The 23029-nt window shown below is 65.4% G+C and carries 27 protein-coding genes; 13 read left to right on the forward strand and 14 right to left on the reverse strand.

The window, feature by feature from the left end:
* Positions 1-282: 282 nt before the first annotated feature.
* The gene (locus E4341_RS06280; RefSeq protein WP_165115978.1) at positions 283-1569 is read right to left on the reverse strand and encodes a D-amino acid dehydrogenase; all 1287 of its coding nucleotides are present in this window, start codon (positions 1567-1569) and stop codon (positions 283-285) included.
* Between the two features lie 135 nt (positions 1570-1704).
* On the opposite strand from E4341_RS06280, the gene E4341_RS06285 reads away from it, so the two are divergent.
* The 6 genes from E4341_RS06285 (at position 1705) to E4341_RS06310 (ending at position 5802) form a co-directional block, all read left to right on the forward strand.
* Positions 1705-2154, forward strand: coding sequence for an Lrp/AsnC family transcriptional regulator (locus E4341_RS06285; RefSeq protein ID WP_039246401.1), 450 nt, complete (start codon positions 1705-1707; stop codon positions 2152-2154).
* Between the two features lie 41 nt (positions 2155-2195).
* Positions 2196-2672, forward strand: coding sequence for a hypothetical protein (locus tag E4341_RS06290; RefSeq protein ID WP_091747886.1), 477 nt, complete (start codon positions 2196-2198; stop codon positions 2670-2672).
* A gap of 61 nt (positions 2673-2733) precedes the next feature.
* Entirely contained in the window at positions 2734-3078 is a 345-nt protein-coding gene (locus E4341_RS06295) for a RidA family protein (RefSeq protein ID WP_165115980.1), read from the forward strand.
* 41 nt (positions 3079-3119) lie between these two features.
* Entirely contained in the window at positions 3120-4802 is a 1683-nt protein-coding gene (locus E4341_RS06300) for a lysine--tRNA ligase (RefSeq protein WP_165115982.1), read from the forward strand.
* Positions 4803-4861: 59 nt separating this feature from the next.
* Entirely contained in the window at positions 4862-5251 is a 390-nt protein-coding gene (locus E4341_RS06305) for a hypothetical protein (RefSeq protein ID WP_165115984.1), read from the forward strand.
* A 77-nt stretch (positions 5252-5328) separates the two neighbouring features.
* The gene (locus E4341_RS06310; RefSeq protein WP_165115986.1) at positions 5329-5802 is read left to right on the forward strand and encodes an SH3 domain-containing protein; all 474 of its coding nucleotides are present in this window, start codon (positions 5329-5331) and stop codon (positions 5800-5802) included.
* Positions 5803-5865: 63 nt separating this feature from the next.
* Here the strand turns inward: E4341_RS06310 and E4341_RS06315 are convergent, their stop codons facing one another.
* The 5 genes from E4341_RS06315 to E4341_RS06335 all read right to left on the reverse strand — a co-directional run bounded on the left by E4341_RS06315 (position 5866) and on the right by E4341_RS06335 (position 8432).
* A complete protein-coding gene (locus E4341_RS06315) occupies positions 5866-6501 on the reverse strand; it encodes a helix-turn-helix transcriptional regulator (RefSeq protein ID WP_017504575.1) in 636 nt (211 codons plus the stop codon).
* 42 nt (positions 6502-6543) lie between these two features.
* Positions 6544-6984 carry a hypothetical protein gene (locus E4341_RS06320; protein ID WP_066552014.1) on the reverse strand — a complete coding sequence of 147 codons (441 nt, stop codon included), beginning with the start codon at positions 6982-6984 and terminating at the stop codon, positions 6544-6546.
* 91 nt (positions 6985-7075) lie between these two features.
* Entirely contained in the window at positions 7076-7417 is a 342-nt protein-coding gene (locus tag E4341_RS06325; RefSeq protein ID WP_066552012.1) for a hypothetical protein, read from the reverse strand.
* Positions 7418-7593: 176 nt separating this feature from the next.
* The gene (locus E4341_RS06330; RefSeq protein WP_153923570.1) at positions 7594-7989 is read right to left on the reverse strand and encodes a PaaI family thioesterase; all 396 of its coding nucleotides are present in this window, start codon (positions 7987-7989) and stop codon (positions 7594-7596) included.
* Entirely contained in the window at positions 7986-8432 is a 447-nt protein-coding gene (locus tag E4341_RS06335) for a PaaI family thioesterase (RefSeq protein WP_240893630.1), read from the reverse strand. Before E4341_RS06335 ends, E4341_RS06330 begins: the two co-directional genes overlap by 4 nt.
* Positions 8433-8532: 100 nt before the next feature.
* Here E4341_RS06335 and E4341_RS06340 point away from each other — a divergent pair, with 100 nt between their 5' ends.
* Positions 8533-9564 (forward strand): ligase-associated DNA damage response exonuclease, encoded by a 1032-nt coding sequence (locus tag E4341_RS06340; RefSeq protein WP_165115990.1) that lies wholly within the window; start codon positions 8533-8535, stop codon positions 9562-9564.
* 3 nt (positions 9565-9567) lie between these two features.
* Here E4341_RS06340 and E4341_RS06345 read toward each other — a convergent pair whose 3' ends face one another.
* Positions 9568-11190 carry a response regulator gene (locus tag E4341_RS06345; protein ID WP_165115992.1) on the reverse strand — a complete coding sequence of 541 codons (1623 nt, stop codon included), beginning with the start codon at positions 11188-11190 and terminating at the stop codon, positions 9568-9570.
* Between the two features lie 192 nt (positions 11191-11382).
* Between E4341_RS06345 and queC the strand changes: the two genes are divergently transcribed.
* Genes queC through E4341_RS06360 form a run of 3 tightly spaced genes read left to right on the forward strand, consistent with a single transcriptional unit; the run spans position 11383 to position 13114 of the window.
* Positions 11383-12114 (forward strand): 7-cyano-7-deazaguanine synthase QueC, encoded by a 732-nt coding sequence (gene queC / locus E4341_RS06350; protein ID WP_165115994.1) that lies wholly within the window; start codon positions 11383-11385, stop codon positions 12112-12114.
* Complete coding sequence (gene queE / locus E4341_RS06355; RefSeq protein WP_165115996.1) at positions 12111-12746, forward strand: 7-carboxy-7-deazaguanine synthase; 636 nt, start codon at positions 12111-12113, stop codon at positions 12744-12746. Before queC ends, queE begins: the two co-directional genes overlap by 4 nt.
* Positions 12746-13114 carry a 6-carboxytetrahydropterin synthase gene (locus tag E4341_RS06360; protein WP_112861642.1) on the forward strand — a complete coding sequence of 123 codons (369 nt, stop codon included), beginning with the start codon at positions 12746-12748 and terminating at the stop codon, positions 13112-13114. Before queE ends, E4341_RS06360 begins: the two co-directional genes overlap by 1 nt.
* 1 nt (position 13115) lies before the next feature.
* Here E4341_RS06360 and E4341_RS06365 read toward each other — a convergent pair whose 3' ends face one another.
* The gene (locus tag E4341_RS06365; RefSeq protein WP_165115998.1) at positions 13116-13394 is read right to left on the reverse strand and encodes a hypothetical protein; all 279 of its coding nucleotides are present in this window, start codon (positions 13392-13394) and stop codon (positions 13116-13118) included.
* Between the two features lie 56 nt (positions 13395-13450).
* The gene (locus E4341_RS06370; protein ID WP_165116000.1) at positions 13451-14299 is read right to left on the reverse strand and encodes a thioesterase family protein; all 849 of its coding nucleotides are present in this window, start codon (positions 14297-14299) and stop codon (positions 13451-13453) included.
* Between the two features lie 180 nt (positions 14300-14479).
* On the opposite strand from E4341_RS06370, the gene E4341_RS06375 reads away from it, so the two are divergent.
* The 3 genes from E4341_RS06375 to E4341_RS06385 are packed head-to-tail and all read left to right on the forward strand — an operon-like array spanning position 14480 to position 16130.
* A complete protein-coding gene (locus E4341_RS06375) occupies positions 14480-14968 on the forward strand; it encodes a helix-turn-helix domain-containing protein (RefSeq protein ID WP_017504587.1) in 489 nt (162 codons plus the stop codon).
* A 49-nt stretch (positions 14969-15017) separates the two neighbouring features.
* Positions 15018-15719, forward strand: a complete 702-nt coding sequence (locus E4341_RS06380) for a YafY family protein (protein ID WP_165116002.1) — start codon at positions 15018-15020, stop codon at positions 15717-15719.
* A gap of 60 nt (positions 15720-15779) precedes the next feature.
* Positions 15780-16130, forward strand: a complete 351-nt coding sequence (locus E4341_RS06385) for a VOC family protein (protein WP_165116004.1) — start codon at positions 15780-15782, stop codon at positions 16128-16130.
* Between the two features lie 6 nt (positions 16131-16136).
* Here the strand turns inward: E4341_RS06385 and E4341_RS06390 are convergent, their stop codons facing one another.
* The 5 genes from E4341_RS06390 to flgE all read right to left on the reverse strand — a co-directional run bounded on the left by E4341_RS06390 (position 16137) and on the right by flgE (position 23005).
* The gene (locus E4341_RS06390) at positions 16137-16826 is read right to left on the reverse strand and encodes a response regulator (protein WP_165116006.1); all 690 of its coding nucleotides are present in this window, start codon (positions 16824-16826) and stop codon (positions 16137-16139) included.
* Between the two features lie 164 nt (positions 16827-16990).
* Positions 16991-19324, reverse strand: coding sequence for a TonB-dependent receptor (locus E4341_RS06395; protein WP_165116008.1), 2334 nt, complete (start codon positions 19322-19324; stop codon positions 16991-16993).
* A 163-nt stretch (positions 19325-19487) separates the two neighbouring features.
* Positions 19488-20699, reverse strand: a complete 1212-nt coding sequence (gene mnmA, locus E4341_RS06400; RefSeq protein ID WP_165116010.1) for a tRNA 2-thiouridine(34) synthase MnmA — start codon at positions 20697-20699, stop codon at positions 19488-19490.
* Positions 20700-20790: 91 nt separating this feature from the next.
* Entirely contained in the window at positions 20791-21075 is a 285-nt protein-coding gene (locus E4341_RS06405; RefSeq protein ID WP_026108337.1) for a DUF1153 domain-containing protein, read from the reverse strand.
* A 172-nt stretch (positions 21076-21247) separates the two neighbouring features.
* Positions 21248-23005 (reverse strand): flagellar hook protein FlgE, encoded by a 1758-nt coding sequence (gene flgE, locus E4341_RS06410; RefSeq protein WP_055754753.1) that lies wholly within the window; start codon positions 23003-23005, stop codon positions 21248-21250.
* Between the last annotated feature and the right edge of the window lie 24 nt (positions 23006-23029).

A 23029-nucleotide genomic window follows, 5' to 3' on the forward strand; every position in this document is an offset into this window, starting at 1 on the left:
CGGCGCCCCGCTGTTTGATTTCCAACGGGTTTTCGCCCCCGAGCGGCGTCTAACAGACCGCGCTCCGGCCGCATGCTAGACTGGCGTGGATCTTTGACAGCGTAAGTTTCAGGCGGAAGGGATGACCAAATCCCGCCCGCGCCTCACCCGGATGATGGCGTCGGATTAGACGAATTAGACACTTTAGACGGTGAATTCCCGTCCGCGACCCAAGGCCCCGCCGCCGAGCGATTAGACGAATTAGACACTTTAGACGGTAAAATTCCTCGCCGACGTCTGATCTCAGCTGTAGCCCGGCGCGAACGCCCCGGCCCAGGCGCCATAGCGGTTCAGCGACAGGTCGCGGGTTTCGATCTCGGGCGCCTTGCCGTCGACCATGTCGGCCAGAACCCGCGCCGAGCCGCACGCCATGGTCCAACCCAGGGTGCCGTGGCCGGTATTCAGATAAAGCCCCGGAACCTTGGTCGCGCCGATCACCGGCGTGCCGTCCGGCGTCATCGGACGCAGGCCCGACCAGTAACTGGCCCCCGCCAGGTCGCCGCCGCCCGGAAACAGGCTGCCGACCGAATGGGCCAGGGTCTCGCGACGCAGGGCGGGCAGCGTGTTGTTGTATCCCGACAGTTCGGCCATGCCGCCCACGCGGATGCGGTCGCCCAGGCGCGTGATCGCCACCTTGTAGCTTTCGTCCATGACGGTGGAGACGGGCGCGCGGTCTTCGTTCACGATCTTGGCCGTGATCGAATAGCCCTTCACCGGATAGACCGGCAGATCCAGACCCAGCGGCTTGGCCATCATTGGCGAATAGGAGCCGAGCGCCAGGATCACCAGATCGGCCGTCATGGCGCCCTTGCTGGTCATTGCGCCGGTCGCGCGACCGTCCGTCATCGTGATCGAATGGATGTCGGTTGCGGTATGGAAGACCACGCCGCGCTCCGCCGCCAGCTTCGCCAGGGCGTTGGTGAACAGGAAGCAGTCGCCGGTCTCGTCATGCGGCAGACGCAGACCCCCAACGAAATCGACGTCGGAGGCGGCCAGGCCCGGCTCGGCCGCGATACAGCCCGCGCGGTCCAGCACCTCGCACGGCACGCCGGCGGCCTTCAACACATCGACGTCCTTGTGCACGTCGGCCAGCTGCTTTTCCGTGCGGAACAACTGCAGCGTGCCCTGCTGGCGACCGTCATAGGTGATGCCGGTCTCGCGGCGCAGCAGGTCGATCTGGTCGCGGCTGTATTCGGCCAGACGCACCATCCGGCTCTTGTTCAGCGCATAGCGTTCATGGGTGCAGTTGCGCAGCATGGCGACGGTCCAGCGCACCATGGCCATGTCCAGACGCGGGCGCACGATCAGCGGGGCGTGGCGCATCAGCAGCCACTTCATCGCCTTGACAGGGATCGACGGCGCGGCCCAGGGCGCGGAATAGCCCGGCGAAATCTGCGCGGCGTTGGCGAAGCTGGTTTCCAGCGCCGGACCGGCCTGCCGATCCACCACCGTGACCTCATGCCCGGCCTGGCTGAGATACCAGGCGGTGGTGACGCCGATGACGCCCGACCCAAGCACCAGAACCCGCATGTGACGTTCCCAAGCCCACTGTTGTTATTCGCCGCAAGCTAGCGCCGCATGGGTCGACGATCCTGCCTGTTTGCACAATGATTGGTCGCTGATAGAAGTGTGACGCAATAATCTGCGGCTGAATGGCGGAAACTTGTGTCCCTGCTTGATCCCCTCGACCAACGCCTCCTTCAACGGCTCCGCGCCGATGGGCGCATCAGCAATGCGGACCTGGCCTCCGCCGTCGGTCTGTCGCCTTCCGCCTGCCTGCGGCGCGTGCGCCGGCTGGAAGAGCGCGGGGTGATCCGGGGCTATGCCGCCGTCTTGGCCAACGACAGCGACGACGGCGTCGTCGCCTATGTCGAGATCACGCTGGAGAAGCAGACTGACGACCACATGCGCCGGTTCGAGGCGGCCGTCCGCAACCACCCGGAAATCCGCGACTGCTATCTGATGGCGGGCGAGGCCGACTACATCGTCCGCGCGGTCGCGCCCGACATCGCCGCCTATGAGGTGATCCACAAGGACGTCCTGTCGCGTCTGCCGGGCGTGTCGCGCATCCACTCCAGCCTGGCGATCCGCAATGTCCTGGCGGCCCGCGGCTGAAACGGGCTGAACCTTCCGCCCCGGTCGGGTGTTGTGGCGGCATGAAAGCCCTCGACCTCCTCCCGTCCGCCCTCATCGGCGCTGTCGCCAGCGCCCGTTCCATGACCCCGATGGCGGCCCTCGCCACTGCCGAACTGGCGCACAAGCCCTTGCCCGGCCGCGTCTTCCTGCTGAACCGGCCGCTGTTCAAGTTCGGCGCCCTGGCCATGGGCGTCGGCGAACTGCTGGGCGACAAGATGAAGACCGCGCCCGATCGCACCGTCTTCCTCGGCCTATTGGCGCGGGTCATGAGCGCGGGCATCGCCGGCGCCGCCCTGGCCCCGCGTGGCAAGGAGAAGCTGGGCGCCGGCCTGGCGGTCGGCACGGCCGTGCCGCTGGCCTATCTGACCCTCTCGGGCCGCAAGAAGGCCATGGCCCGCATCGGCCAGACCAAGAGCGGCCTGATCGAGGACGCCCTGATCGTCGGCGCCGGCGCTTTAGTTGTCGGCCTGACCGTTTCACGGTTCAACCGCCGCTAGCCGCTCGACAGCCGGGCCCTGGCGGCGATAGGTGAGGGACGTTTTCGAAGGACCCCCGCCCATGATCACCCGCATCCAGCCCGGCGCCCGCATGAGCGAGGCCGTCGTCCACGGCGAGACCATCTATCTGTCGGGCCAGGTCGGCGAACCCGGCGACGACGTGGCGACGCAGACCCGAACGGCGCTGGCCGAGATCGAGGCCCTGCTGGCCGAAGCCGGCAGCGACAAGTCCAAGATCCTGATGGCCCAGATCTGGCTGGCCGACATCGCCGACTTCGAGGCGATGAACGGCGTCTGGGACGCCTGGGTCGACACCGCCAACCCGCCTGCTCGCGCCACGGGCGAAAGCCGGCTCGCGTCGCCCGACTACAAGGTCGAGATCATCGTAATCGCCGCCAAAGCCTGATCGCGGTTGACCGGGCGGGATGCAGACTGCAAACCGCCGCCATGCTTCAGAACCTCGAAACCCTCGCCCGCGAGGCCAAGTCCTGGCCCTTCGAACAAGCCCGCAACCTGCTGGCTCATGTTCTGAAGAAACGGCTGGGCGAGACCGAGCGAGCCGAAGCGCGCGCCCTGATCGACGCCGGCAAGGCGGATGAAGCCTTGGCGGCCTTTCCCGCCTTGCAGCGCCCGGTGATATTGGAGACCGGCTATGGCCCGTCGGGCCTGCCGCACATGGGCACCTTCGGCGAGGTCGCCCGCACGACCATGGTGCGCAACGCCTTTCGCGCCCTGACCGGCGACCACTGGCCCACGCGCCTGATCGCCTTCTCCGACGACATGGACGGCCTGCGCAAGGTGCCGGAGGGCGTCCCGAACCCCGAGATGCTGCGCGAGGACCTGCATCTGTCCCTGACGCGGGTGCGCGATCCCTTCGGCACCCACGACAGCTTCGGCGCGCACAACAACGCCCGCCTGCGCGCCTTCCTCGACAGCTTCGGCTTCGACTATGAGTTCATGTCATCGACCGAGACCTACAAGTCGGGCCGGTTTGACGCGACGCTGCTGACGCTTCTGGAACGGTTCGACGCGGTCCAGGCCATCATGCTGCCGACCTTGGGCGAGGAGCGCCGCGCCACCTATTCGCCCTTCCTGCCCGTCAGCCCGATCACCGGCCATGTGCTGCAGGTCCCGACCCTGGCGCGCAACGTCGAGAAGGGCACGATTACCTTCGAAGACCCCGCCGGCGAACCGGGCAACCGAACCGAGGTGCCGGTCACGGGCGGCCATGTGAAGCTGCAATGGAAGCCCGACTGGGCCATGCGCTGGGTCGCGCTGGACATCGACTACGAGATGTCGGGCAAGGACCTGATCGAGAGCGTGCGCGAAAGCTCCAAGGTCTGCCGCGCCCTGGGCGGCACCCCACCTGAGGGCTTCAACTACGAGCTCTTCCTCGACATCGAGGGCAAGAAGATCTCCAAGTCCAAGGGTAACGGCCTGACGATGGACGAGTGGCTGCGCTACGGCACGCCCGAGAGCCTGTCGTGGTACATGTTCCAGTCGCCGAAGTCGGCCAAAAGCCTGCACTTCAACGTCATTCCGCGCGCCATCGACGACTATCTGGCATTCATCGAAAGCTACAAGACCCAGGAGCCGGCCAAGCGGATCGACAACGCCGTCTGGTCGATCCATGCGGGCGATCCGCCGACCCACACGTCGCCGGTGTCCTTCGCCCTGCTGCTGAACCTGGTCGGCGTGGCCAACGCCTCGACCAAGGACCAGCTGTGGGCCTATTTCGCCAAATACCTGCCTGACGCGACGCCGCAGAACGAGCCGCTGCTGGACCGGCTGATGGACCACGCGCTGAACTACTACGAGGACTTCGTGAAGCCCTCGAAGTCCTATCGCCTGCCGGATGACAAGGAGAAGGCGGCGCTGCTGGACTTGGCCGAACGGCTGAAGGCCCTCCCAGCCGACACCACCGATGGCGAACTGATCCAGAACGAGGTCTATGCGGTCGGCAAGGCGCATGCGTTCGAGCCGCTGCGGGCGTGGTTCGGCGCGCTCTACGAGGTGTTGCTGGGCGCCAGCCAGGGGCCGCGCTTCGGTTCGTTCGCCGCTATCTACGGCCTGCCGCAGACGATCGCCCTGATCGAGGCGGGCGCAAACGGAGAACTGGTGCAACCTTGACCTTGCGTCAGGGTTGTTGCGTGATGCCAGCCTGAAGGGACGTAGCCGGGGAGGCGAGGTTGCGTTACGAGATCGACGAGGCGAACAGGGTCCTGATGCTCGACCTGGTCTCGGCCGGATCCGCCGACCGCGTGCTGAAAGCGACGGTCGATCTGATCACGCAAAGGCCCGAGCTCTGCAGCTGGGACTGGATCGTCGAATGCGAACCCATGACCGACGACGCCACCGTCCAGCATCTGGCGAAGCTGGCTGAGGCCTGGGGGCCGCCACCATCCGTCGAGGCGGTGACGGTCTTCGTGACAAACGACCGCATGCTCCATCTGTGGGCGCGCGTGCTGGACTTCCAGTTCGTGCGCCGGAAACACTTCATCGAACGCGACATCAATGTCGCCAGGCGATTTGTCGCCCGCCGCCAGTCTGCGCGCATAGCCAAGATGAACGGAAAATAACGGCGAAGCTCCGGGAGCCTTCAGGTTCGTCCGTGCATTCTCCCTTCATCGGCAAACGCGCTGACAGGAGAAGAGTTATGTCGAACAAGATTTTCAAGACCGGTCTGGCCACCGCTGCCGCCTTGGCCGCCATGGTGATCGCCGCCCCGATGTCCGCCCAGGCTCAGGCCAATGGCGTGACCAACTGCGACGCCCCGGGCGGTCGCCAACGTGCGGGCGCTCTGATCGGCGCCGTCGTCGGCGGCGTGGTGGGCTCGAACCTCGCCCGCAACGAGCGCACGGCCGGCACCATCGTCGGCGCGGGCGCCGGCGCCGCCGCCGGTTCCTATATCGGCTGCAACCAGCAGCGCGCCCGCGCTGCATCGGCCTCCAGCGGCGCTCAATATCGCGCTTCTTCGAACCTGCGCATCCGCAGCGGCCCCGGCACCAACTATCGCCAAGCCGGCACGCTGTCGGCCGGCCAGCCCTTCACCGCCATCAGTTCGCAAGGCGAGTGGGTGCAGATCGCGGGCGGCGGTTGGGTGAACGCCCACTACGTCACGGCCAACTGAGTTCAGTTTGCCGTCCATCGAAAGCCCCGTCCGGTTCGCCGGGCGGGGTTTTTGCTGTGCGCGTTACTGGCTGACCCAGAGGATGCGGGCCATCCATTCGATCTCGCGCCGGGGCACGACCCTTGGCGGATAGTCGGGATTGATCGAGGCCAAGGTGACGGCGCGGCTGGTCAGGCTGGTAACCTCCTTGGCCACGGTTTCTCCGCTGGTCAGGCGGGCGACGACGCGGTCGCCGCGCCGTACCTGCGTCGCTTCTTGATCCACGATGACGCGGTCGCCTTCGCGATAGAGGGGCGACATCGAATCGCCGGTGATCTGAAGGCTGAACAGGGTGTCCTTGGCGCGGGGCAGGTCGGTCTGATCCCAACCTTCACCGACCGGCAGGCCGGCGTCGTCGAAGAAACCGTCCTGACCCGCCTTGGCGAGACCCAGCAAGGGCACGCTGGTTGGCGCCTCCGGCGCGTCTTCGGCCAACACCGCAAACTCCGATAGCGACAAGCCCGTCGCCTGAAGCACCAGCGTCATGCTCTCGGTCGATGGCCAGCGTGGACGCGGGGGATCGCCGGGCCCGAAGCGTTTAGAGGGATTGAAACTCGTCGCATCCAGACCGGCCCGTCGCGCCAAGCCCGACGGTGTTAGACCCTCACGCCGCGCCAAGGCGTCGACGGCCTTCCAGAGCTTGGCGTGGGATAGCGGCATGAGATTCCAGCGACCGATTCGCCGCCAGCATACGATCAGATGCTAGGAATTTCTACCTATCAGCTCAGCCGCTCGACGCTCCTGCCAAGCGTAGAACGTGCCTATGATGATGCACACGATGATAAGGTAACCTGTGAAATTCATGATCGTATAAAGTGACGATGCAGACACTGCCTGGCCAGTAAGCGCCATGATATGAGCCATCACAACAATGAGTTGTAGGCCGCTAGCCCAAACCGGCCAAGACTGCCGGTGCCGCCAGGCGATCGCCGCGAAAATGCAGAGCAGCGAAATGTCGATCAGAAACAATCCCAATGGAACGCCTCTGAAGCCGCTACCTTCTTGCATCACAATGGTCGCAAACCAAGCAAACAGATAGGCGCCCGCACCTATCCGCTCGGAACGGCCGCCTTTGAGAAAGGCGAATAGCGCCATGCCGACCATGAAGACGGCGCCAATAATCGCGTAGACGATATTCAACATGACAAATCGCCCCCGCGCGAGAATGCGCGAGGGCGATAATGACCGAATTTAGCTTCGACTGAAATCTCGTTCAGTGAAGCTTACCAACAATTCACGCGACGCGAAGATGGCCTTTGACGGGCTTGTCTTCCCACCAATCGTCGGGCTTGGCGACCGGGCCGGCCGCGTAGGTGCCGAAGCCGAGGCGGCGGTGATCTTTTTGCAGTTCGGCGTGGCAGGCCACGATGGACTCACGCGCAGCCGAGAGGGCGGCGATCGTTTCCATGGCCTTGGCTTGCGACATTGTGCCGGAGACCGGCGACAGCGACAGAGCGGCGCGAGCGCCGATGAAGGATTGAACCAGCGTGGTCGCCTGGGTGATCGCGGCGTCGATCGCGAGTTCGGTAGCATGCAGATCGCCAGCAACGCTGGTGACGACTTCAGTGCGGTCCATGAAAGCCCCTCAAAGACAGGTTTACAAGAACCGTATGGTTATCACGTCTTAACCCTGTTTGGTAGAGCAATCTTTACCATATCGGCAATCGCGCGTTGAAGCGCCGCCGTAAGCACGGCGTTGAAACCCAACGAGAGCAAGAAGTCGGCGCGAATCAGCACGCTAGGGCGCAGTGATCAGTCCTGGTTGTCCAGTAGGAAGTGGGCGGTGAGAGACGCAATCGGCTGTTGACGTTCTTCCTGCCAAGCCTCTGCATGCACATGGGCGACGCGACGACCCGCCCGGCTGATGCGAGCACGCGCGAAGACGTCGATCGGTCTGCCGGTGCGCAGATAGGCGACCGTGACATTGATCGGGCGAGGCAGTCGCGGACCAGGAAAGCTGAGCGCAACCTGAGCCATCGCCGTCATTTCCAGAAGGGCGGCCGTCGATCCGCCGTGCAGGGCGGGCAGCATCGGATTGCCAATCAGCTTGTCGTCGAAGGGCATGATGACGGTAACTTCGTCGCCGCTGACCAAGGTCTGAAGGCCAAGAAAGCGAGCGTACGGCATGCGGTTCAGGATGTCGGTCATGCCGCCGCTCCTTCTGCATGGGGCGCCCGGTTGGGGGTCTGGTTGAGGATATAGGCGGCTTGCGCTGCGGCGACCGGATCGGCGGGATCGTCCTCGAAAGCCCAGGCGCGCACGAAGGCGATGCTGGGCGTCAGTCGAAAACATAGGCCCTGCGCCAGCAGGTCCTGACGCGGCCTAGCGGCGCGCATGTAGTCGACGCGCAAATCCAGGGTGGCGATGGGCTGGAAGGCGTCCATCGCAGTCCACACAGCCAGGCCGCCAATATGATCAAGCAAGGTCGTCACCAGCCCTCCCGCGAAGACGCCGCTGTCGGGATCGCCGACCAGATCCTCACGCCACGGCACGCGAATACGGGGCTGGCCATCGTGCAGGCCGTCGAAGGTGAAGCCCAGGGCGCCGGTGTGGGCGGCGCCGGCGGCCAGTTGCGGCAGGATGGTGGTCAAAAAACTCTCGTGCATCGTGCGGACTGAACCTGTTGCGCCGATTTTCGGGGTCATCCTCTATGGGGCGGCGACCCAACGGCGTCGAGAGCGTTACCGCAAGATGATTCGCCCCGAAGACCTGCTACATCCCACGCCCGCCGGCCTCTACTGTCCGCCGGGAGATTTCTACATCGACCCGGTTCGGCCGGTGGATCGCGCCGTCATCACGCACGGCCATGCCGACCATGCGCGCGCCGGTCATGGGAGTGTGCTCGCGACGCGCCAGACCCTGGCGATCATGGCTGAACGTTATGGCGCGGATTTCACGCTGCAGCCCCAATCGGTGGAATACGGCGAGGCGACCGCGATCAACGGGGTCGATCTCAGATTGGCGCCTGCCGGCCATGTGCTGGGCTCGGCCCAGGTCGAGGTGCGCTGGAAGGGGCTGATCATGGTCGTGTCCGGCGACTATAAGCGCCGCCGCGACCCGACCTGTGCGCCGTTCGAACCTTTGCCCTGCCACGTCTTCATCTCGGAGGCGACGTTCGGCCTGCCGGTCTTCAGCCATCCGCCGGCGGAGGAGGAGGTCGGGCGGCTGGTGCGTTCGCTGGGACAGTTTCCCGAGCGGGCGCATCTGGTCGGCGCCTATGCGCTGGGCAAGGCGCAGCGGATCATCCGTCTGCTGCGCGAGGCCGGATGGGACCGCACCATCTATGTTCATGGGGCGCTGGAGCGGCTGAACGCCCTGTACGAAAGAGAAGGGGTCGATCTGGGCCCGCTGGCCCCGACCCGTGATCTGCCGAAGAATGCGCTGGGCGGCGAGGTCGCTATCGCACCGCCATCCGCCATCCAGGATCGATGGGCGCGTCGGTTCGCCGATCCGGTCACGGCCTTCGCTTCAGGGTGGATGGGGGTGAAGGCGCGGGCGCGCCAACGCGGCGTGGAACTGCCGCTGATCGTGTCGGACCATGCCGACTGGAACGAACTGACCGCGACCTTTACCGAGATCAGGCCAGAGGAAGTCTGGATCACCCACGGCCGCGAAGAGGGTCTGCTGCGTTGGGCCGAGATCAACGGCCAGAAGGCGAGGGCGCTGCGTCTGGTCGGCTACGACGAAGAGGACGAAGAGGCTCTGGACGTTCGTCCGGACTGAGGATCAGGCGACGGCGCGACCGGATTGGTCCTGCTCTTGTGCGCTTTCGTGAGCGGCGGAGATGGCGGCGTTCATCGCCATACGCAGGCGTTCGGGCTTGATGGGCTTTTCGACGACGGCGGCCATGCCGATCGAGAGATAGTGTTTGGCGTCTTCGGGGTCCGCATTCGCGGTCAGGGCCACGATCGGCACGCGGCCGACGGCGCCGGGCAGGGCGCGAATGGCCTGCGTCGCCTGAACGCCGTCCATCCGGGGCATCTTGATGTCCATCAGGACCAGGTCGTAGCGGCTTTCCTGAACGGCCTGAAGCGCCTCCAGGCCGTCCTCGGCCAGTTCGGAACTGCAGCCGAACATCTCGCACAGCGCCTGGGCGACGACGCGGTTGGTGGCGTTGTCGTCGACGATCAGGATGTGCGGCGCGGATTTCAGGTCGAGGCCCGACAGGTCCGACACATTGGACTGCGCCTCCACCTCGACCACCGCGCGCGGCGCTGTCAGATCGAAGGCGAAGGTGGCGCCGCGTCCCTTGTTGTTCTCGGCCCAGATCCGGCCCTCCATCCGGTCGATCACTTGGCGACAGATCGACAGGCCCAGGCCGGCGCCGTCGGGGCCGGAACCGTGAACGAAGGGCTCGAAGATGGAATCGACGCGTTCCGGCTCGACGCCCGGGCCGTCGTCGCGAATGCGGGCTTCCATACGAATGCGGTCGCCCTCGACCCAAGCCTTGAGGCCCGCCTCGACCACGCCGTTGCGTGCGAACTTCAGCGCATTGCCGATCAGGTTGTTGAACACCTGCTTCAGGCGCATGCCGTCGATGACGGCCGCCAGTTCGGTGTCGCCTTCATAGCCGACGAGCAGGGTCACGCCGTCCTGCGAGGCGCGCGGCTCCCACATCGACTGGATGTCGTCCATAACGGCGCGCAGAGCGGTCGGCTCGGTCTTCAGCTCCAGTTCGCCGGCCTCGGCCTTGGACAGGTCGACGGCGTCCTGGAGGATGCGCAGCAGGGTCTCGGACGAGTCCACGATGGTCTGGACGTGCGCCTGAGCCGCCGTATTCAACGGCTGGCGACGAAGCAGTTCGGCGACGGCCAGCACGCCGTTCATCGGCGTGCGCAGTTCGTGGCTCATGATGGCCAGGAACTGGCTCTTGGCGCGGGCGGCCGCGATGGCCTGGGCGCGGGTGTCGCTGAGGATCGCGGCCTGTTCGGCCAGTTCGGCGTTCTGCTCGCGCTGACGCGTGTTGACGGCCTGCAACAGCGTGGCGGCGGTGCCCACACCCCAATAGGCGCCGTTCTTGGTGACGATGAAGCCGCGCAGCAGGGCGGCCGGACCGCCCTTCAGCATGATGTCGCAAAATGCGTCGATGCGGACGCCGGCCTCGACCACGGCCGGCTCGGGGTCCATGGCGAAGGTGATGGGGCGCAGATCGTAAAGGGCGTGGCCGAAGCGGGCGGCGATTTTCTGAAGGAAGGCGGTGCGTTCGACTAGGCCGACGGGGCGATCGCCATCGACCACGGGAATAACCAGCGTATCTGGTTCGCATTCAAAACGCGCCAGAACCTCGCAGCCGAGAGTCGTCGGCGCAACCGGCTTTGGACGCTCGGAAAGGGTCTCGATGGTCGGCATACTGCCTGGAACTCCTACTCATTGTGAGTAAAAGCCGAAATCGCTTGCGGATTGGTTAAGCTGTATCTTCCAAGACGCAAATTCGCCTTTTTTGCTCACGGGCGGGGTCTGGTGTAAGAGGCCCGCCCGACCCATCTGGGTCTCCATCCCTTTGTGCATGCGCGCGGCCGACCGGCCGACCGCAGATTTGTCATGAGCGTCATCCTGGAAAAGACCTCCCCCACCGCTAGCAAGACGGCCCTGGTTCTGTTCTCCGGCGGCCAGGACAGCGCGACCTGCCTGGCCTGGGCGCTGGAGCGGTTCGAGCGAGTGGAGACGGTCGGGTTCGACTATGGCCAGCGCCATCTGGTGGAGATGCAGGCCCGTCAGGCGGTGCGCGACGGAATGAAGACGGCCCTGCCGCAGTGGGCCGATCGCCTGGGCGATGACCATGTGGTGGACCTGACCGGATACGGCCGGATCGCCGAGAGCGCCCTGACCGCCGACCGCAAGATCGAAATGGGCGCGCGCGGCCTGCCGACGACCTTCGTGCCGGGACGCAATCTGATCTTCCTGGTCGCTGCTGCGGCGCTGGCGGATCGGCGTGGGCTGGAAGTCCTGGTCGGCGGCATGTGCGAGACGGACTACTCGGGTTATCCGGACTGTCGTCACGAGACGATGGAGGCGATGGCGCAGGCGCTGTCGCTGGGGCTGGATAAGCCAGTCGTCATCGACACGCCCCTGATGTGGTTGACCAAGGCCCAGACCTGGGACCTTGCGGACAGGATCGGCGGCGACAGGCTGATCGATCTGATCATCGAGGATAGCCATACCTGCTATCAGGGCGACCGGACGCATCGACATGCCTGGGGCTATGGCTGCGGGTCTTGCCCGGCCTGCGAACTGCGCGCGGCCGGTTATGACGAATGGGCGTCGGGGCGATGACCTATTCGGCCAAGGAAGTGTTCCTGACGGTTCAGGGCGAGGGCGGACAGGCGGGGCGGCCGGCGGTCTTCCTGCGGTTCGCCGGTTGCAATCTGTGGAGCGGTCGCGAGCAGGATCGGGCCAGCGCCGTCTGCACCTTCTGCGACACCGACTTTGTCGGCGTCGAAGGCGACGGAGGCGGCAAGTTCGCCACGCCGGACCTGCTGGCCAATCACGTCGCGGCGATGTGGCGTGGGCGTGAAGGCGATCCGAAGCTGGTGGTCTGCACCGGCGGAGAGCCCTTGCTGCAGTTGGATGCGCCGCTGATCAACGCGCTGCATGCGCGCGGTTTCGAGATCGCCATCGAGTCGAACGGAACGATTGCAGCGCCAGACGGCGTTGACTGGATCTGCATCAGTCCAAAGGCTGATGCGGATGTGGTGCAGGCGCGCGGGGCCGAGCTGAAGCTGGTCTTCCCCCAGCCCAAGGCCATGCCGGATCGGTTCGAGCATCTGGATTTCGAACGGTTCTGGCTTCAGCCGATGGACGGTCCGGACCAAGTGCAAAACACCGCCGCCGCCATCGAATACTGCCTGACCCACCCGCAGTGGCGCCTGAGCGTCCAGACCCACAAATACATCGGCGTCCGCTAATGCCTGTCTTCGAGATCACCAAACAGGCGACCTTCGACGCCGCCCACCACTTCCCGAACGAGCCCGAGGGCAGCATCTATCGCCGCGTCCACGGCCATTCCTTCACGGTCGAAGCGACGGTGCGGTCCGAGGTCCTGGACGTCGAACACGGCTGGGTCGCGGATTTGGGCGCGCTGGACCGCGCGCTGAAGGCGGCGGCCGAGACGCTGGATCACGGCATGCTGAACGAACACGAAGGACTGGAGCTGCCCAGTCTGGAAAACCTGTGCCTGTGGTTCGCCAAGACGCTGAAACCCGAGTGGCCGGGCCTTTGCCGAATTCAGGTGGCGCGGCCGACGATCAACGAGCGGTGCGTTCTAAGTCTCTGATCTAGCAGCGTTTGCCCTGACGCTGGCGCTGTTCGCAGCGGCGTTGTTCGCGTTCATAGTCGCGCTGTTCACGCTCGCGACGCAGTTTGGTTTCCTCGTCCGAGGTGGTGACGGCATCGAAGCCGGCGCCGACGACCGCGCCGGTGGCTTTCGCCGTCCCGCCGACGACCGCAGCGGTCCCGCCAACGACGGCGCCGACAAGGCAGCCCTGCAGCATCAGACAACCGCCCAGCACAACGACGGCTTGGGATACGGAAACGAGGCGATTTCGACGACGCATGGGCGACTCTCCAGAGATTTGGAATAGTCGTCGATAATGATGAATGAGGGCTGACTTCAGGCGGGACGTTGCGGCAGCAGCTTGCGCCGCTGGCGCGACAGGGCCAGCGGCGTTCCATCAGCGCCCCAGGCGATCGCCTCGTCCACCGTCCAGCCCAGGCCGAGGTCCAGCATCCTGAACTCGAAGAAGGCCCAGCCGTCCGGCGCGGTCTGGGGCGTTGGATCGGTCAGGATGTCGATGCGCAGATCGACCGTGGTCATGGCGGCCGGGGTCTTGGACGCGGTCCAGGCGGGCGGATACAGCGCATCCAGCAGGTAGCACAGGCCCACCTCATCCAAGGGCCGGCCGTCGGCCATCCGCATCCAGGTGCGCTCGATCACCGGCTTGCCCTCATTGCCGCCCAGAATGTTGGGGCCGCCGTCGAAGCGATATTCAACGTGCTGGGCGAAGTGCGGCGACATCGGCCCGCGTATCGTGGCCTTCGGGTCCAACCTATCCAGCGGCGGGGGCGGCGTGTGCAACGGCGTCAGCGGTGCCGGCGCGGCGTCCAGCCCATAGGTGCCGGTGGCGTGGTGGGTCATTCGCCCGTCCTGCTCGGCCTCGACCGCGGCATACAGAACGTTTCGGCCGCCGCGCAGCAGGCGAGGGCGAAAGGCGACCTGTTCGCCGAACCTTGCCGCTGACAGATATTGGACCGACAGGGTCCGAAGGGACGCGGTCAGCGCCAGTCCCTGTCGCATCGACTGAGCGCAGAGGGCCGCCAGCAGCCCGCCGAACGGAAAGCCCTGCTCTGGCGCCATGCTCGATGGGCCATTCGAGAAATGACCCGGCACGGGCGCGGACAGACCGCCGTCATCGAGAACCTGGAAGGTAAGGGCGGCATCGAGGGAAATGGGCGGCGTCATTGCGCAATCCTGCGTCAGGCGAAGAAGCGGCGGAAGACCTGATGAAGATCTCCCGCCAAAGTCCAAGGAACAAGGCGGCGACCCGAGAGGCCCGCACGTCCGTTGCGAAACAAAACTGACGTGGAGCGTTCGGATTTGCAACCCTTGCCAAACGCCTGACGCGGCGTCACTTTCGCGCCTATGGGACGCACCGCCGACTACAGCCGCCAAAGCTGCTCCATCGCCGCCACGCTTGAGGTGATTGGCGATCCCTGGACCCTGCTGGTCATTCGCGACGCCTTCAACGGGGTCAGCCGGTTCGAACAGTGGCAAGACAATCTGGGCGTGGCGCGCAACGTCCTGGCCGCACGGCTCAAAAGCCTGGTCCAGCACGGCGTGCTGGAGCCGCGCCTGTATTCCGAACGCCCGCCGCGCAACGAATATGTCCTGACCGCCAAGGGCAAGGATCTGTACGGCGTTCTGGTGACCTTGCACGGCTGGGGCAACAAGCACGTCTATGGCGACGCCGACAGCGGCATCGACATGGTCCACAAGACCTGCGGCCATTCTCTGACCCCGCGCATCGCGTGCGGCTGCTGCGGCGAAATCGTCAAACCCAGAGATATCGCCCTGACCCGCGCGGAGAACCGGCCGACAGTCGGCGATGTGATGCCCAAGGAAGCGGCCTAGGCCCATTCCTACTGACGCTTTCTGGCAGCAGGGCTGCTAGGATCGCAAGGTGTCACGCTCCGAACGCCTCCTCGATCTGTTGAATGTGCTGCGGCGGCATCGTCGGCCGGTGAGCGGGCAGGTGTTGGCCGAGGAGATGGGCGTCAGTCTGCGGACGCTCTACCGCGACGTCGCCAGCCTGCAGGCGCAAGGGGCGACGATCGAGGGGGAGGCGGGGGTCGGCTATGTGTTGAAGCCGGGCTTCATGCTGCCGCCGCTGATGTTTACACCGGAAGAGATCGAGGCCCTGGTGCTGGGGTCGCGTTGGGTGGCGGACCGCGCCGATCCGCGCATGCGCGATGCGGCGCTGGCGGCGCTGGGAAGGATTTCGGCGGTGTTGCCGCCCGACCTGCGCGACGAGATGGACACGTCGGCCCTGCTGGTGGTGCCGGGAGAGCCGTTCCCGGCGGATCGGGTCGATCCGGCCTTGCTCAGGAAGGCGATCCGTACGGAGCGACGGCTGAAGCTGTGTTACCGCGACGAGGCGGGGTCGGCGTCGGAGCGTGTCGTCTGGCCGTTCGCCCTGGCCTTCTTCGACCGGGTGCGATTGCTGATCGCGTGGTGCGAACTGCGCGGTGATTTCCGCAGTTTCCGCACCGATCGCATCGTCGAGGCGGAGGTAATGGAGGCGCGCTATCCGACGCGTCGCCAGGCGCTGATGAAGACTTGGCGCGAGGCGCATGAAAGATCGAGATCGGGCGACGGCTGCTGACGGAAACTGGCAGCAGCGAAGGCTAGGATCCGGCGTGTTGGAAACACAAGGGCCGGGCTGATGAGCGAGATCGAGGACATTCTTCTGGCCGTCGCGGATCCGGAAATCAGCGCGCGCTTCTATGCCAACCTGCTGGGTTGTCGGCCGGTGATGGCGGGACCGGACCGGGCCTTATTCAAGCTGACGTCGGGGCGGGCGCTGGGGCTGCTGCGGCGTGCCGGCGATCGGCGCGAGGTATGCGAAGTCGACTTTCCGCTGGAGGGCGCCGAGGCGGTGGATCAGGCGCATATCGACTGGTGGGATCGCGGCGCGCGCATTCTGACGCCGCCCACGAACGCCACGCCGGTCCGCAGCTTCGTGGCAGGCGATCCGGACGGCCATCGGCTGAGGGTCTATGCCGTCGCGGCGTGAGCGCGATCAGACCTCGGCTTCGAGCCGGTATCCGACGCCGCGTACATTGGTCAGCAGTCCGGCGGCGTCGGCGGCGTCCAGCTTGCGGCGCAGGTGGCTGACGTGGCTGTCGATCGTGCGCTCCAGAACCGCCTGATTGGGGAAGCAGGCTTGCATGATCTCGCTGCGGCTGAAGACGCGCAGGGGCGTGCGGGCCATGTGGGCCAGGATACGGAACTCCGTCAGGGTCAGGTCCAGACGGCGCTTGCCCGACGGCGTCAGGATCGCCGCCAGATAGTTCTCCAACTGCACCTCCAGCGGACCGACGCGCAGGGTCTTAGCGGCCCGACCGCCGCCGCTGCGTCGCAGGATGGTCTGGATCGAGGCCGTGACCTCGGCCGGCTTGAACGGCTTGGCGATATAGTTGTCCGCCCCGATCCGCAGCGCCTGCAGTTTGTCTGCGGCCTCGTCCCGCTCGCCGACCATGATGACGGGCGTTTCGCCGCGCCGACGCAGTTCGCCCAGCACATCCCAGCCGTCGCGCACGGGCAGGCGGACGCTGAGCAGGGCGAGATCGGGCTTGAGCGACGCATGCAGGTCGGCAGCCTGCTGGCCGTCGGCGGCGACGACGGTGCGAAAGCCGTCCCGACGCAGGGCGGCGTCCAGGATTTCGACGCCCTCGGCGGCGTCATCGGCGATCAGGATCAGGCTGCTCATGGCGTCTCCGAAAGCCGCCATCGCGCCAGATCGTCGCGTCGTCCAGCAAAACCGGACGGCTGCGGTGAAGTTTCATATCGCCGTCGCAGAGCCTTCACGCAGACGAAGAAAAACCCCCTCCCGCCAAGGCGGAAGGGGGCCAGTCGGTCGTTCGGGAGGAACGCTTAGTAGGACGCGCGCAGTTCGATGCCGAAGGTGCGTGGATTGTTGAAGTTGCCGTAGTCGCCCAGGGTGTTCCGGTTCGACGGATCGCGACGGTAGACGTAGGTCTCGTCCAGCAGGTTGCGCGACCACAGGGCCACTTCCAGCAGCGGACCGCCGTCGCGGGTCGTGATGTCGGCGATGGCGATGCGGGCGTTCACAACGAAGGACGAGTCGGCCTTGATGGCGAACTGCTCGAAGCTGTGGGCCGCATCGGCGTAGTTGGCGTCGATGTGCGCCTTCAAGGTCGCACCCATGAAGGGCGAGTTCCAGTCGGCCGCGACGCTGCCGGCGTTCTCAGGCGTATAGGCGATGAAGACCTGCTGCACCTGGCCGTTGAACGGGTTGACCGTGTCCGGCACCTTAGCGTCCGTATAGGCGTAAGAAGCCGACAGGGTCAGATTGTCGGTCGCCCGGAACTGACCTTCCAGCTCCACGCCGCGGATTTTAGTGGTGCCCGGGGCGTTGATCGTTTCCAGCGTGTTTCGGGTTGAGGCGCCTTGGACGGTGACCAGGCTGAAGTCGATCTGGCTGTCGGTGCGGTCCATGGCGTAGACGGCCGCATTGAAGCGGACGCGGCGGTCGAACAGGTCGCTCTTCAGGCCGATTTCGTAGGCCTTGACCTCTTCGGGATCGAACGAGCGGTAGGTCAGCGAGCGCGAGGAGGCGCCGCCGGCGCGGTAGCCGGTCGAATACTTACCGTAAACGTTGATGTTGTTGCTGACGTCATAGGCCAGGGTGACCAGCGGGTCGAAGCGATCGACCTTGGAGCTGAAGGTCAGGTTGGTCGCGGCGTTATTGACGACCTCCAGCTTGCCGTCCTTGTCGTCCCAGGTGTAGCGGCCGCCGACCGTCAGGTGCAGGGCGTCCATGCTGGCCGGGGTCCAGGTGGCCTGGCCGTAGATGGCCTTGGATTCCGAGTGTGCGGTCGATTTGCGGTCCAGCGAGCGGAAGCCGCGGATCGTCGGGGTGGGGTCCAGGATGGTGTAGCCCGTGCCGTCGGAGTTCCACTGGTTGGTCGAGGGCGTGGCGGCGTCGTCGGACACCGTTTCCTTGAAGTAGAAGACGCCGCCGACATAGTCGATGCTGTCGCCCAGCGAACCGACGGCCTGCAGTTCCTGGCTGAACTGATGCTGCCAGAAGCCGGCCAGCGAATATCGGCTGAAGCGGCCGTTCGGGCCGACGACCGGCGGACGGTGGGCGCCGGCGATGTTGTCGTACTGTTCGACGTCCAGGTCGCGGTAGGCCGTGATCGAGCGGATTTCCAGCGAGTCGGTCGGGCGATACGACAAGTGTAGGTCCATGCCGCGCGTGTCGTCGACGCTAAACTGCTGAGGCACGCCGATGTCGGCCTGCGTCATGCGGTTGGAGCCCTCGACCTGCACCAGGGGAGAAAGGGCGCGGATGCTGCCCGAGGGAACCGTAGCCGAGGTGAATGGCACGACGGTCAGGCCGTTCGGGTTGAAGTTCAGCAGCTGGCTGTAGAACGGGGTGTTCTTGTCCTTGCTGATGTCCGCCGCCAGGGTGGCGGTGAAGTTTTCGGCGGGCGTCCAGCGAGTCTGGAAACGAAGGCCCCGACGGTCATACTCGCCAAAGCCCGTCTGTCCCGGCAGGATGTTCTCGGTCACCGGACCCTGGACCGAAATGATGCCGTCGACCTTGAAGGCGAAGTCGCCGAGAGCGGGGAAGTCGACGTGCAGTTCGGAGTTGTAGGACTCGAGATTGCCCACGCCGGCGATGGCGCGCATGCCGAACACGCCCGTGGGCTTCTTGGTCACCAGCGACAGGGCGCCGCCTTCGGTGTTGCGGCCGAACAGGGTGCCTTGCGGACCCTTCAGGACTTCGACGCGCTCGATGTCGAGCAGGGCGGCGGCTAGGCCATGCTGGCGGGCCAGATAAACGCCGTCGACATAGACGCCGACGCCCTGCTCGCGGGCGGGCTGGTTGGCGTCGTTCGGCACGATGCCGCGGATGCCGATGGTCAGGGCGGACTGACGGGCCTCGAAGGTGGCGATGCGCAGGCTGGGGACGCTGCCGTCGGCCAGATCCATCAGGCTTTGCACGTGGCGATCGGCCAAGGCTTCGGCGTTGACGACCGAGATCGAGATCGGCGTGTCTTGCAGGTTGGTTTCGCGCTTGGTGGCGGTCACGACGATGTCGTCAAGACCGGCCGGCTCGGCGCTGGCGGCCGTCGGCGCGGTCTGGACCGGCGCGGTTTGGGCGAAGACGGAAACGGGCGCGGCGAGAAGGGCGGTCCCCAGCAGCAGCTGAAGGCGCAGTTTGGTCTGACGATGCATTTTTATCCCCTGCTTAGTCGGGGCGGGGATTACGCCGTCATTGCGATGCGCAGTTTACAGCCGTGCAACAGCCCGGTGCATCTTTGATGTCTGGCGCGGCGAGAAGTCTGCAATCTTTTTCCACTACAGCTCCACACTGTCTCCACAATCGCCCGGAGCGTCGTTAAACGGCGACCGCCGTCGTGTCGCGGATGAAGCCGCCGCCCAGGACGCGTTCGCTGTCCGTCGGATCGTACAGGGCGCAGGCCTGGCCTGGTGCGACGCCCTCTTCGCCCTCGTCGAAGACGACACGGATATCGCCATCGATCAGGGCGAGGCGGGCTGGCGAGGGCTGGCGAGTCGAGCGGACACGGGCCAGGACGGGGATGTTGGTCTCGGCCGCCTCGACGATGGTGGCCTCGTCGCCCAGCCAGTTGGTTTCTTCCAAAGTCAGAGAGGCGGTCAGCAGGGCTTCACGCGGGCCGACGATGACGCGACGGGTTTCGGGCTCCAGCCTGGTCACGAACAGCGGTTCGCCCACGGCAACGTTCAAGCCGCGGCGCTGCCCGATCGTGTAGTCCGTGATGCCCGCATGCTGTCCCAGCACACGGCCGTCCATATGCACGATCTCACCGGCCTCCCGCCCTTGCGGACGCAGGCGGTCGATCAGGGTGCGATAGTCGCCGGAAGGCACGAAACAGATATCCTGGCTGTCCGGCTTGGCGGCGATCTTCAGGCCCAGTGCGGCGGCGACGCCGCGCACCTGTGGCTTTTCCAGATCGGCCAGGGGGAAGCGCAGATAGTCCAGCTGGTCTTGGGTCGTGGCGAACAGGAAGTAAGACTGGTCTCGCGAATGGTCGATCGCCTTGCGCATCTGCGAGCGGTTTCCGGCGACGGCGCGGCGGACGTAGTGACCCGTGGCCATCGCCTCGGCGCCCAGGTCGCGCGCCACGTCCAGCAGGTCGCGGAACTTGACGGTCTGATTACAGCGGATGCAGGGGACCGGCGTCTGGCCCTTCAGATAGCTGTCGGCGAACTGGTCGATGACCGCATCCTTGAACCGGCTCTCATAGTCCAAGACGTAGTGCGGAATGCCGATCATGTCGGCGGCCAGACGGGCGTCGTGAATGTCCTGGCCCGCGCAGCAGGCGCCTTTCTTCTTCAACGCCGCGCCGTGGTCGTAGAGCTGCAGCGTCACGCCGACGACGTCGTAGCCCGCCTTATGCAGCAGGGCCGCGACGACGGTGGAATCCACTCCACCTGACATGGCTGCCACCACGCGCGCGCCGACCGGCAAGCCGACCGCCGCCCGCGCGCTCTCGATCGCCGCATCCATGTCGGTGCGGGCGATGTCGGGAACGGGGCAGAAATCTTCGACCAAGGTCATCGCGGCCATTTAGTGCGGAACCGGTGCGATTTCGAGGCCCGCAAAAGAAAAGGGCCGCACCCGTCGCCGGATGCGGCCCTTAACGTCTTCGGGGAAACCCTCAGGAGCGGTAGCTCTGGATCCGCGTCGTGCGCAGACCCTGCATGCCCCATTTGTCGATGGCCTTCTGCCAGGCCAGGAACTCTTCGGCCGTCAGGCGATATTTCGCCAGGGCGTCGTCGAGGCTGAGCAGGCCGCCGCGAACGGCGGCGACGACCTCGGCCTTGCGCCGGATCACCCACCGGTCCGTGTTGGACGGCGGCAAGTCGTTGAGGGTCAGGGGCGTGCCAGTCGGTCCGACCACGTATTGTTCGCCTTTGCTATTAAGGCGTCGCTCTTGCAACATGGGCTTATGCCTCTTTCACCAACACCGTAGTGTCATGAAGGTAGGCGTCCCCGACTAAGGTCCGTTTAAGGGTCGTGGTGAAGGAACGGATAACTTCCGCCCCTCCCCGAACGACTCTGTAAACCTTGCTTGCGCGACGATTCATCGAGACTAACGCTTACTTACTCGCCGATCAGCGTTTGATGTTGATCAGCTCGGCCAGCATTTCATCGGCCGTGGTGATGATTTTGGACGAGGCGGAATAGGCGCGCTGGGTGGTGATCAGGCCGGTGAACTCGGCCGACAGATCAACGGTCGAGGACTCCAGCTGCTTGGCCGCGATCTCGCCCGCGCCGCCCGTTCCCGCCGCCTTCAGGTTGAAGGTGCCCGACTGAAGGCTGACGGCGTAGGCGTTGCCGGACACTTCACGCAGGCTGTCGGGGCTGGGGAAGGTGGCGACCGCGACCTGGGCGATGCGGCGCATGACGCCGTTGTCGAAGATAGCGGTGACGAAGCCGCCTTCGTCGATCTTGATCTCGCTCAGATTGCCGAACGCCGTGCCGTTGGTGACCGTTGATTGTACCACCGAGGCGGTGTTCAGCTGGCTGAGGCCGCCGGCCGAGGTGTTGAGGTCCAGCGTGACGGCTTGGGCGGCGATGCCCAGACCGTCAGCCCAGGCCACCTGACCGGCCGGCATGGTCAGATTGTTCGGATCGGACTTGCCGAAGTCCAGCGTCGCCATGGTGGGGTCGTCGAACAGACCCGTGCCTGCTGGCCAGGCCTTCATCGTGTCGACGTCCAGGCGCCCCGACGGTGTGAAGGCGATCTTGCCGGTCTTGATCTGGCCGTTGGCGTAGGGTGCGCCCGCGATCACGTCGCTGGCCGGCACGGACACGATTTCCGCATACCAGATGTTCGGTTCGTCGCTCTTCAGGAAGCGAAGTTCCAGGTTGCGCTGGCCGCCCTTGGAGTCCGAAACTGGGATGTTCATCTTGAAGTCGGGCTTCACGCCGACAGGGTTGTCGTCGTCGGCGTTGTACATCGCCATCGAGTTGACCGATGGGTCGTACTTCGTCTTGGCGACGTTTTCGTTGCCCAGGCCGACGTCCGAAAGGTTGAGCGTATAGGCAGGGCCGCTGGCCGGCGTGAACTGGATCTGGGTCGGCGGCGTGCCGATCGCGGTCGCCGAGCCGGCGTTCGCGCCGTTGATCGTCAGCCCGGTGATGGCGCCGGTGGTCGGGTCGAAGGTCGCCGAGGCATCGACTTTCTGCGAACCGGACTTGATCACCAGATCATGGCTGTTGGCGCCGGTGCGGGTGTAGCGGACCGACACGTCGTGGGTCACGGCAGGCGTCGCCGTATCGGACACACCCTTGTAGGACTGGGCGCTGGCCGCGGAGGACGATTCCTGGCTCGAACGCAGGTTGGCGTTGATCTGAACGCGAGTGGTCGGTTCGGCGGTGCCGCCGACCGAGCCGATGTTGATCGAGCGCAGGCGCGACAGGTCGGACGGATCGGTCGAGATCTCGCCGTTGGAGTCCACTGGCCAGCCTTGAAGATACAGGCCGGCGCTGTTCTTCAGATAGCCCTGCTTATCGACGGTGAAGGCGCCGGCGCGGGTGAACAGGCGGGTGTCGGTTGCGCCAACGTTCTCGGCCTGGGTCGTCGTGACGAAGAAGCCCTGACCGTTGACAGCGAGGTCGGTGCTGGAGGTCGTGCGCTGAAGCTGACCTTCCTGGCTGACGTAGGAGCGGGTGTTGGTGGTGACGCCGCCGGCCGAATAGCTGCCGCCCGATGCGGTCTGGCTGTTGACCAGGGTCTGGAACTCGCTGGCCGTGCGCTTGTAGCCGACGGTGTTCACGTTGGCGATGTTTTGAGAGATCGCCGCCAGGGCGGCGGAGTTGGCGGCCAGGCCGGACACGCCGGCCAGCATTGCACTGTTGAGGCTCATGGAAGAACGCTCCTTAAATAGAGG

It is taken from the genome of Brevundimonas sp. 'scallop' (assembly GCF_011045535.1).
GTDB classification, from domain to species: domain Bacteria; phylum Pseudomonadota; class Alphaproteobacteria; order Caulobacterales; family Caulobacteraceae; genus Brevundimonas; species Brevundimonas vesicularis.

Excerpts from the sequence above, each read along its gene's own strand:
- E4341_RS06295 (WP_165115980.1), top strand. The coding sequence starts at position 2,734 with ATGATCACCCGCATCCAGCCCGGCGCCCGCATGAGCGAGGCCGTCGTC.
- E4341_RS06300 (WP_165115982.1), top strand. The coding sequence starts at position 3,120 with ATGCTTCAGAACCTCGAAACCCTCGCCCGCGAGGCCAAGTCCTGGCCC.
- E4341_RS06395 (WP_165116008.1), bottom strand. The coding sequence starts at position 19,324 with ATGCATCGTCAGACCAAACTGCGCCTTCAGCTGCTGCTGGGGACCGCC.
- queC (WP_165115994.1), top strand. The coding sequence starts at position 11,383 with ATGAGCGTCATCCTGGAAAAGACCTCCCCCACCGCTAGCAAGACGGCC.
- flgE (WP_055754753.1), bottom strand. The coding sequence starts at position 23,005 with ATGAGCCTCAACAGTGCAATGCTGGCCGGCGTGTCCGGCCTGGCCGCC.
- E4341_RS06315 (WP_017504575.1), bottom strand. The coding sequence starts at position 6,501 with ATGCCGCTATCCCACGCCAAGCTCTGGAAGGCCGTCGACGCCTTGGCG.
- queE (WP_165115996.1), top strand. The coding sequence starts at position 12,111 with ATGACCTATTCGGCCAAGGAAGTGTTCCTGACGGTTCAGGGCGAGGGC.
- E4341_RS06330 (WP_153923570.1), bottom strand. The coding sequence starts at position 7,989 with ATGACCGACATCCTGAACCGCATGCCGTACGCTCGCTTTCTTGGCCTT.
- E4341_RS06375 (WP_017504587.1), top strand. The coding sequence starts at position 14,480 with ATGGGACGCACCGCCGACTACAGCCGCCAAAGCTGCTCCATCGCCGCC.
- mnmA (WP_165116010.1), bottom strand. The coding sequence starts at position 20,699 with ATGGCCGCGATGACCTTGGTCGAAGATTTCTGCCCCGTTCCCGACATC.
- E4341_RS06310 (WP_165115986.1), top strand. The coding sequence starts at position 5,329 with ATGTCGAACAAGATTTTCAAGACCGGTCTGGCCACCGCTGCCGCCTTG.
- E4341_RS06320 (WP_066552014.1), bottom strand. The coding sequence starts at position 6,984 with ATGTTGAATATCGTCTACGCGATTATTGGCGCCGTCTTCATGGTCGGC.
- E4341_RS06365 (WP_165115998.1), bottom strand. The coding sequence starts at position 13,394 with ATGCGTCGTCGAAATCGCCTCGTTTCCGTATCCCAAGCCGTCGTTGTG.
- E4341_RS06345 (WP_165115992.1), bottom strand. The coding sequence starts at position 11,190 with ATGCCGACCATCGAGACCCTTTCCGAGCGTCCAAAGCCGGTTGCGCCG.
- E4341_RS06340 (WP_165115990.1), top strand. The coding sequence starts at position 8,533 with ATGATTCGCCCCGAAGACCTGCTACATCCCACGCCCGCCGGCCTCTAC.
- E4341_RS06360 (WP_112861642.1), top strand. The coding sequence starts at position 12,746 with ATGCCTGTCTTCGAGATCACCAAACAGGCGACCTTCGACGCCGCCCAC.
- E4341_RS06385 (WP_165116004.1), top strand. The coding sequence starts at position 15,780 with ATGAGCGAGATCGAGGACATTCTTCTGGCCGTCGCGGATCCGGAAATC.
- E4341_RS06370 (WP_165116000.1), bottom strand. The coding sequence starts at position 14,299 with ATGACGCCGCCCATTTCCCTCGATGCCGCCCTTACCTTCCAGGTTCTC.
- E4341_RS06390 (WP_165116006.1), bottom strand. The coding sequence starts at position 16,826 with ATGAGCAGCCTGATCCTGATCGCCGATGACGCCGCCGAGGGCGTCGAA.
- E4341_RS06325 (WP_066552012.1), bottom strand. The coding sequence starts at position 7,417 with ATGGACCGCACTGAAGTCGTCACCAGCGTTGCTGGCGATCTGCATGCT.
- E4341_RS06405 (WP_026108337.1), bottom strand. The coding sequence starts at position 21,075 with ATGTTGCAAGAGCGACGCCTTAATAGCAAAGGCGAACAATACGTGGTC.
- E4341_RS06280 (WP_165115978.1), bottom strand. The coding sequence starts at position 1,569 with ATGCGGGTTCTGGTGCTTGGGTCGGGCGTCATCGGCGTCACCACCGCC.
- E4341_RS06290 (WP_091747886.1), top strand. The coding sequence starts at position 2,196 with ATGAAAGCCCTCGACCTCCTCCCGTCCGCCCTCATCGGCGCTGTCGCC.